This window comes from Povalibacter uvarum (assembly GCF_014202975.1).
Taxonomy (GTDB): Bacteria; Pseudomonadota; Gammaproteobacteria; order Steroidobacterales; family Steroidobacteraceae; genus Steroidobacter; species Steroidobacter uvarum.
This window is the reverse complement of record NZ_JACHHZ010000006.1, coordinates 651,863-659,560: the sequence shown is the minus strand read 5'-3', so window position 1 is coordinate 659,560 and position 7,698 is coordinate 651,863. Positions and strand designations below refer to the sequence as shown.

General features: G+C 62.3%; 7 protein-coding genes. All 7 read left to right on the top strand.

What is annotated here, in order from left to right; translation table 11 throughout:
• Positions 1-302 precede the first annotated feature (302 nt).
• Complete coding sequence (locus tag HNQ60_RS25180; RefSeq protein WP_184335536.1) at positions 303-1,664, top strand: hypothetical protein; 1,362 nt, start codon at positions 303-305, stop codon at positions 1,662-1,664.
• Positions 1,664-3,292 (top strand): hypothetical protein, encoded by a 1,629-nt coding sequence (locus HNQ60_RS25175; RefSeq protein ID WP_184335535.1) that lies wholly within the window; start codon positions 1,664-1,666, stop codon positions 3,290-3,292. The genes HNQ60_RS25180 and HNQ60_RS25175 overlap by 1 nt, the downstream gene beginning before the upstream one ends.
• 42 nt (positions 3,293-3,334) lie before the next feature.
• On the top strand, positions 3,335-3,853 hold the full coding sequence (locus tag HNQ60_RS25170; protein ID WP_184335534.1) for a hypothetical protein: 519 nt from the start codon (positions 3,335-3,337) through the stop codon (positions 3,851-3,853).
• A gap of 7 nt (positions 3,854-3,860) precedes the next feature.
• Complete coding sequence (locus HNQ60_RS25165; RefSeq protein ID WP_184335533.1) at positions 3,861-4,274, top strand: hypothetical protein; 414 nt, start codon at positions 3,861-3,863, stop codon at positions 4,272-4,274.
• A gap of 246 nt (positions 4,275-4,520) precedes the next feature.
• The gene (locus HNQ60_RS25160; protein ID WP_221304438.1) at positions 4,521-4,817 is read left to right on the top strand and encodes a YciI family protein; all 297 of its coding nucleotides are present in this window, start codon (positions 4,521-4,523) and stop codon (positions 4,815-4,817) included.
• Between the two features lie 78 nt (positions 4,818-4,895).
• Positions 4,896-5,387: a Cu(I)-responsive transcriptional regulator gene (cueR, locus tag HNQ60_RS25155; protein ID WP_184335532.1), complete on the top strand. Its 492-nt coding sequence runs from the start codon at positions 4,896-4,898 to the stop codon at positions 5,385-5,387.
• Positions 5,384-7,696: a copper-transporting P-type ATPase gene (locus HNQ60_RS25150; protein ID WP_322096902.1), complete on the top strand. Its 2,313-nt coding sequence runs from the start codon at positions 5,384-5,386 to the stop codon at positions 7,694-7,696. Before cueR ends, HNQ60_RS25150 begins: the two co-directional genes overlap by 4 nt.
• Positions 7,697-7,698 lie beyond the last annotated feature (2 nt).

The window sequence follows — 7,698 nt, the reverse complement described above, 5'->3', positions numbered from 1 at the left end:
TGCTCTTCAGCTGATAGTCTCTTACGCAACATCTCACACCTCCGGTCTAGTGGATGATGTTGCATCGACCCGTTGAGACCACCTCAGCCGGACGTCATCGCGTCAGCGATGAGGCCTTCGGCCTGACGTCCGACTAAAGTCGGACCCACAGCCGGAAATATGCCGCTCGCGCAGTCCATGTCCGGATCTGTCCCTGACTTTCGTCAGAACTCACATGCGGGGATTCGATGAAGTCCTTCGGTTCATATTGACCGCGGCCCGTCGCGCCTGCACGTTTCGCACTTTCATGCAGGGACGGAACCATGGCGGACTACGGCGCACGGCTCGATGAATTGCAGGCAGAGGTGCTCAAGCCGCAGGAACAGGATCTGCGTCTTGTCGCCGAAGGGGCCCCGCAGGCGCAGGTGCTCGCGCGCTATACCGGCTACATGGCGGGCATCGCCAGGTACATCGACTGGCGCGATCGTGCGCTGAACGATGCCTTGCCTGTGCTCAAGGAAGAGTCGTCTTCGATCAAGGGCGTCAGCCAGCAATCGCGCTGGATCGAGCATTTCGCGAAGCGTGGCGACGAGGCGTTCCGCACGCTGACCGATCTCATCAAGGACAAGGACCTGGAGAAGTTCGCGCCGAACCTGAAGAAGTTCGCCGAGAAGGTCGTCGAGCAGGAATCCCGCTTCTACGCATTGCTGCGTGAAATGCCGCTCGGCTTTCTGCAGGGCCAGCTGCAGGAGTACACGCGTGAGTTTCGTGACGAGTCGAAGAACCTCGAGGACAAATGGAAGTCCCTGGGCGATCAGGATCGCTCCATCGACCAGAAGGCCTCTGATACGACGCAGCAGGTCATGCGGATCATGCACGAGACCGTGCAGAAGGTGACGGAGAACCAGCGCGGCATCGCCGAGAAGCTGCGCAACGTGAAGATCGATCCCAACAAGCCGATCACCGGCAGCACGATGAATGCGCTTTCGCTCATCCTGCAGGGCGGCGTGCAGTACCTGATGACGACCGTCGAACCGTATCGCGCGAGTATGCAGAGCTACACGGATGCATTCCTGCAGCAGCACAAGATGGAAGAGACGATCGTCGTCGTCTTCGCGCAGATTCGCGAAGCCGTGCGGGAGTTCCTGCGCAAGACGAATCTCGACAGCGCGGTCAAGGAATACAACGACCTGACGCGTGCCAGCCTCGACAAGACATCGCAGTGCCCGACAACGCGCCAGCGGGAGGATGCGAAAAAGTTTGCGGAGAAGGCGATCGAGCACGTCCGGCCGTTCATGGACAGGTTCAAGACCGAATACGAGCGGTTCATCGATCAGCACCGCGGCATCTTCGTCGGCGCGGTGAGCACGAAGACGATCGAGGACCTGCTGGAAACATCGCAGCGCGAGCGCTCCTGGGCGGATGTGGAACGGGTGAATATCCAGCGGCAGCTGCAGACGGTATTCGAGGATTCGGTGAAGACCTGGAAGATCGACGTCAACGGCCTGTCGAGCGACGACCAGAAGGCGCTACGGGAGGTCTGGGAGGTCGAGCTCGAGAAGCTCGGGCGCGGATTCGTCGCGGCGAAGGACGACCGGATCCAGGATCAGATCAAAGCGATGTTCAAGGACAAGCTTTCGTCGCTTGCCGATCGCGTGAAATCCAGCAGAGGCGGGCTCGAGTGATGGCTGCCGAACTCATCCATGTCACCGAGACGCTGACCTCGGGGCTGAAGGCCGACGCGGTGCTCGAATCGGCCGACGGTATCGTCGGATTCCGTGTCACGTGGATCGCCTGGGACAGCGGCTTTCGCCGCAGCGGCCTCGCAATCGGCGACGTCATCGTCGCCGTGAACGGCGAGTCGGTCGCGCCGTACCTGTTGCCCGGCAAGTTCCATGGACAGATCGGGCAGGCCAACGAGTCGTATGCATGGCAACAGCGCGGCTGGAAATCCGAGTGCGATCTCGCGCTGACTGTGATGCGATTCGGCGAGCAGCACGAAGTGACGGGGCAACTCAGATTCGAGCGGCTCTATCGCACGCCGCAGCAGCGCTCGGCGCTCGCGCCGGGCGGTCCCGGAACCATCAGCAACGATGGATTCAGCTCTCCCTGGAGCGGCTGGTACGAGCGTCTGGTGTTCAAGCTCTCCGTCATCCTCGACGGTTCGTGGTATCGCCAGCGCATGAACACGCGCCAGGAACTGAAAGAGCTCGACGAACATGCGGCGCGCATCGAGTATCTCGCGAACAATCATCCCGGCGACTTTGCCGACGCGGTGATGGCTGATTGGAACGCGGCCCGCGAGAGTCTCAACGGCAAGCGGCTCGATGCTGTCGACTTGCGTTATCGGGAGCTGGGGGCGCAACGGCTCGAGATCGCGAAAGGCGCGGCTGCGCAGTCCTGGACGACCATCAAGCAGGAACTCGCGAGCCAGACGATTGCGACATTCCCTTCGCCCCCTGCGCATGAAGCTTCGAAGATGGTTGGAAGGATCGTCGAACTGCCCGCGTTGTCACCGCGGCAGTTCGTCAGCGATCTGGGCGCCGGATTCGCGGTCGCCGCGGGTTCGGGTGAGGGTTGTTATCTCATTCAGCTGTCGAATGCGCCGCGGTTCGGACACTTCTACGCGACGATGGAGCGCTTCAAAGCACAGGTTCATCCGAAGCTCTCGGAGCGGTACCAGTTTCTCGCTGCGATTCGTGGCGACGTTCGCATGATCACGTTCAACCGTCGTCCCGTGACCGGTTTGCTCGTCGATATCGTCGCGGCACTCGCTGGCGATTCTGGAGAGCTGTGTGTCGACATGCGAAGCGAGAACCAGGCGGGCGGCTATGCCTTTGCAGGCGAAGCGCAGGTAGACAGCATCGATCCGGTGCAACTGCCTGACGATGCCCCGCCCGAGCAAGTCGTCGCAGCAATGGTCCGGGCAGTCAAGCTTGCGGACGACGATCGGTGGCGCAGCCTCTTCGCCGACTGGCGAGTTGCGATCTATGAAAGCGGCCGCGCGCTGTTCGATGCGTCGTACTCGATTCCTTCGCACCTGTTCCAGAGCATCTGGGAGACGAGTCGCAAGTACATCATGGGCGATGTACTCGACGCGCGAGTCGATCGTGTCTCCCCGATCCGGCGCATCACTCGTGCGGACCCGACGACGGGCGTGCCGGACGTCGATCATGTCGTCGTCTGGCTGGACCACTTCGGCAGCTTCGACGGCGAGATCCGCGCCTACAATCACTTCACCCTGCGCCGACGCTGGCCATTGCAGCGAGTGAACGGCGGGCCGTGGAGGATTGCGGAGCTGCAGAGCCTGTGATGCTATGTTGGCACCTGACTTTCGGTTTCAGGTGCCCGTCACATGTCGCATCGTATCGTCGCCCGCCTGTGTGTCGTCCTTGCCGCGAGTGCGATTTCGTCCGTCCTTCCGGCAAGCGCGGCTTCCGCGGCGGAAGCGCCCAGCGATGTCGTCGCGAGGCTGTACAGCGATTTTTCGTCAGAAGTGGTTGTCGAAAAACCGGATCAGCGAAGTATGCGGACCGTGCCTCCGAAGGCATGGAAGAAGTATTTCACCAAAGAGGTCGTGCGCCTCCGTGCCCGAGTGTGGGACTGCGAGGAGGTGAACGGCGTCTGCATGATAGAAGTTTCCCCGATCTGGTACTCCGCGGATCCGGGGTGTGTCACGGTGAGGATCCAGGCTGGTTCGGTCGAATCCGTGGTGATCGCGACCCTTCAATATCCCGTGGACGCTGTGGGGTCAGGGAAGGCGCAGCTCGAGTACCGTCTGATCCGCGTCGGACGTCACTGGAAGATCGATGACATAGCGTACCCGGACGGGTCGACGCTCAGGCAGTGGCTGATCGAGGGGGCTGAGGAATGACCACAGCATGAAGATCCCTGAAGACATCTACTATCGGGTGCTCGATCTCGCGACGGCACTCGTTCGCGCGTCGGAGGGCTTCGACAGGGAAGAGCATTCGACGCTGTACAACGAACTGCGTGAAGTTGTCGACGGCGAGGTCGCTTCGGGAAACCCGCATCCCTTCCTGTTCGAGACACTGGCCGACTTCACCGACGACGACCCTACCGCGCTGGATCTGTATCAGCGAGGCCTCGACTACGCTGATCGCCCCGATGCCGCTGCCTACCGCGCATCCATCCTGCTTTCGATGGCGGAACGCCACAGGACCATGGGCAACGCATCGATGGCGCGCGAGTGCGCAGGTCGTGCCGAGGAAGCGGCGAAGCTGGTCGATGATCCCGAGTTGAGGAAGCAGATCAGCGAGTTTCTGCTCGAATGACCACGATCGTCCTGTTGCCGGGAACATGCCAGCTGCGAGGATAGTCGAGATCGAAGGTCCTCACTTCCTGCTGCAGACAAAGCCAAAGGAATCAGTGGCGGCGATCAAGACGTTCGCACGGGAGCACGACATAGCGTTCTGACGGCTCGTTGTCGACGTGCTCGGCTCAACGCGACTCTCAAGGAGCGCTTATTTCTCCTCTCGCAGCTGCCGTCTCCTTCAAATGAGCGCGGCGAAGGTGGCACCATGCGCGCCCTGCTCGCGAGGTTCCTCATGAAGTACCTGATGTTCTACGAACTGGCCGCCGACGGCCTGTCGAAGGCGCAAGCCAACTTTCCTGCCCATCAAGCGCGACTCGTCGAGTTCCACAAGGCTGGGACGTTGCTGATGGCGGGTCCGTACGGCGCTCCCCCGATCGGCGCGATCGGAATCTTTACATCGCGCGCCGCGGCAGAGGCGTTCGTCGCGGGCGATCCCTTCGTGATCAATGGCGTCGTGGGGAAATACAGCATCCACGACTGGTCCGAAGCGCTCGCGCCGTGATGCAGCGCCGCTGAGGAAGGCGCATCAGCCGGTTCATCGGCTTGACCTTCCCACTGTAGGAAGGTTCATGATGTGCCCATGAAGAACCGCAGGGCGACATCTGCCGCAGCTCGCGCCGAGCTGGCGGCCGCTAAAGAGCAGGGCTACTACAGCATCGGCAACGCCGCGAAGCTGTCCGGCGTCACGGCGAAGATGATTCGCCACTACGAGTCGCTCGGGCTGATCCCCAGGGCTGCGCGTACGGCTGGCGACTACCGTGTCTACAACGCAGCCGATATCCACACGCTGCGGTTCATTCGGCGGGCTCGGGGGCTGGGCTTCTCGATGAGCGAGATCGCCGACCTGCTCGGGCTCTGGCGCGATCAGCGGCGCGCCAGTCGCGAAGTGAAGCGACTGGCTACGAAGCACATTACAGAACTCGATGCGCGCATCGAGGAGCTTCAATCCATGCGCAATGCGCTGGCTGACCTCGCCGAGCACTGTGCCGGAAATGCGAGACCGCATTGTCCAATCCTGGACGACCTGGGTGGCATTCCGGCCGCCCCGCACGATCGTGAGGGCGACAAGTGAAGCATCAGCACCCGCATGACGAGACTCCGGAGCAGTCGTGCTGCTCGTCGAAGTCCGCTCATTCTCACGAAGAGCACCGGACCCATCGCCATGAGGCGGCCCCGGCGTGCTGCAGCGGCCCTGGCGCTCATGCGCGCGCGCATGAAAGACCACCGCGCGAGGCAGCGCCCGCTCAACCTGGCGCTATCTATACGTGCCCGATGCATCCGGAAGTCCGTCAGGTCGGACCGGGGCACTGTCCCATCTGTGGGATGGCGCTCGAGCCAGAGATGCCGACGGAACAGGAAGACGACACGTCGCTGCTCGACGTTCGCCGCAAGCTGACCATCGCGCTCGCGTTGACGATCCCGATCGTCCTGATCGCGATGGTGCCGCATTTCGTGCACATCGAGATGTCGCATGCGACTGCGAGGATACTCAGAGGACTGGAGCTATTGCTGTCGCTGCCCGTCGTTCTGTGGACGGCACTCGACTACTACCGGCGAGGCTGGATGGGCGTGGTCAATAGATCGCCCAATATGTACACGCTGATCGGGCTTGGCGTGATCGTCGCGTTCGTCTATAGCGTGATTGCGACGTTCTGGCCGCAGGCCTTCCCCGCGCAGATGCAGGATCATCACGGCATGGTCGGCGTCTACTTCGAGGCGGCCAGCGCGATTGTCGCGCTGGTTCTGGTCGGGGAATGGCTCGAACTGCGTGCCCGCGGCCGGACCAGTGCCGCCATCCGCCAGCTTCTCGGGCTGGCGCCGAAACATGCGCGCCGTGTTCGTGCGGATGGGCAGGAGGAGGATGTTGCTCTCAGCGATGTCCACGCCGGCGATCGCCTGCGTGTGCGTCCCGGCGAGAAGGTGCCTGTCGACGGTCATGTGATCGAGGGCCGTTCGACGATCGACGAGTCGATGCTGACGGGCGAACCGATGCCCGTGGACAAGCAACCCGGTGATCGCGTCGTCGGTGCGACCGTGAACCAGACAGGCAGCATGGTCATCGAGGCGGAACGTGTCGGAGCCGACAGCCTGCTCGCGCAGATCGTTTCGCTCGTATCGCAGGCGCAGAGATCGCGCGCTCCCTTGCAGCGGCTCGCCGATCAGGTTGCCAGCTGGTTCGTTCCGGCCGTCGTCGCGATCGCGATTCTCACGTTCATGACCTGGTGGCTCATCGGCCCGGAGCCGAAGCTTTCGTATGCGCTGGTGAATGCGGTCGCTGTCCTGATCATCGCGTGCCCATGTGCGCTCGGGTTGGCGACACCGATCTCGATCATGGTTGCGAGCGGCCGCGGTGCGACGTTCGGTGTCTTGTTCCGCGATGCTCAGGCCATCGAGCATTTGCAGAAGGTGGACACGCTCGTTCTCGACAAGACGGGGACGCTGACGGTGGGTAAGCCTTCGTTCGATCGGGTGCTGACTGCTCATGGCTATTCGGAGCAGCAGATTCTCGGTTGGGCGTCCGGTCTTGATCGTGCGAGCGAGCACCCGCTGGCGCACGCAATCGTGTCCGGCGCGGAATCTCGCGGGATCGCGCCCGCTACCGTCACCAACTTCCATTCCGTTACAGGTCAGGGCGTCAGCGGAGAGTCGGCCGGTCACGACCTCTCGCTGGGCAATATCGCGTTGATGAAATCCCGCGGTGTCGATGTCAGCGTGTTCGACAGTGAAGTGGAGCAGCTGCGCCGTCAGGGACGAACGGTCGTCTTCCTCTGCGTCGATCGGCGCCTGGCCGGCGCCATCGCGGTCGGCGATTCGATCAAGGAGACGACTCCCGCGGCGCTCGAGACGCTCAAGGCGGATGGGCTCCGGCTCGTCATGCTCACTGGCGACAACGAAGCAACAGCGCGTGCAGTAGCTGCAACGCTCGCCATCGATGATGTGATCGCCGATGTGCAGCCTAAGGACAAGGCGGACGTCATTGCACGGCTGCAATCGGAAGGTCGCCGGGTCGCGATGGCGGGCGACGGCATCAACGACGCGCCAGCACTGGCCAAAGCCGATGTCGGCATCGCGATGGGAACGGGAACCGACATCGCGATGGAAAGTGCGCAGGTGACGCTGGTGAAAGGCGACCCGCAGGGAATCGTTCGTGCGCGTCATCTCAGTCGCGCCACCGTGCGCAACATTCGCCAGAACCTGTTCTTCGCATTCGGCTACAACGCGCTCGGCATTCCGATTGCCGCAGGTGTGCTCTATCCGCTGACGGGATGGTTGCTCAGCCCGATGATTGCGGCGCTAGCGATGAGTCTGTCGTCGGTTTCGGTGATCGCGAATGCGCTGCGATTGCGAGGGGACTCGTCATCCCCGCGCAAGCGGGAATGACG

Bases quoted from the DNA above. Each gene is read 5' to 3' on its own strand.
- HNQ60_RS25180 (WP_184335536.1), top strand. From the start codon at position 303: ATGGCGGACTACGGCGCACGGCTCGATGAATTGCAGGCAGAGGTGCTC.
- HNQ60_RS25175 (WP_184335535.1), top strand. From the start codon at position 1,664: ATGGCTGCCGAACTCATCCATGTCACCGAGACGCTGACCTCGGGGCTG.
- HNQ60_RS25170 (WP_184335534.1), top strand. From the start codon at position 3,335: ATGTCGCATCGTATCGTCGCCCGCCTGTGTGTCGTCCTTGCCGCGAGT.
- HNQ60_RS25165 (WP_184335533.1), top strand. From the start codon at position 3,861: ATGAAGATCCCTGAAGACATCTACTATCGGGTGCTCGATCTCGCGACG.
- HNQ60_RS25160 (WP_221304438.1), top strand. From the start codon at position 4,521: ATGCGCGCCCTGCTCGCGAGGTTCCTCATGAAGTACCTGATGTTCTAC.
- cueR (WP_184335532.1), top strand. From the start codon at position 4,896: ATGAAGAACCGCAGGGCGACATCTGCCGCAGCTCGCGCCGAGCTGGCG.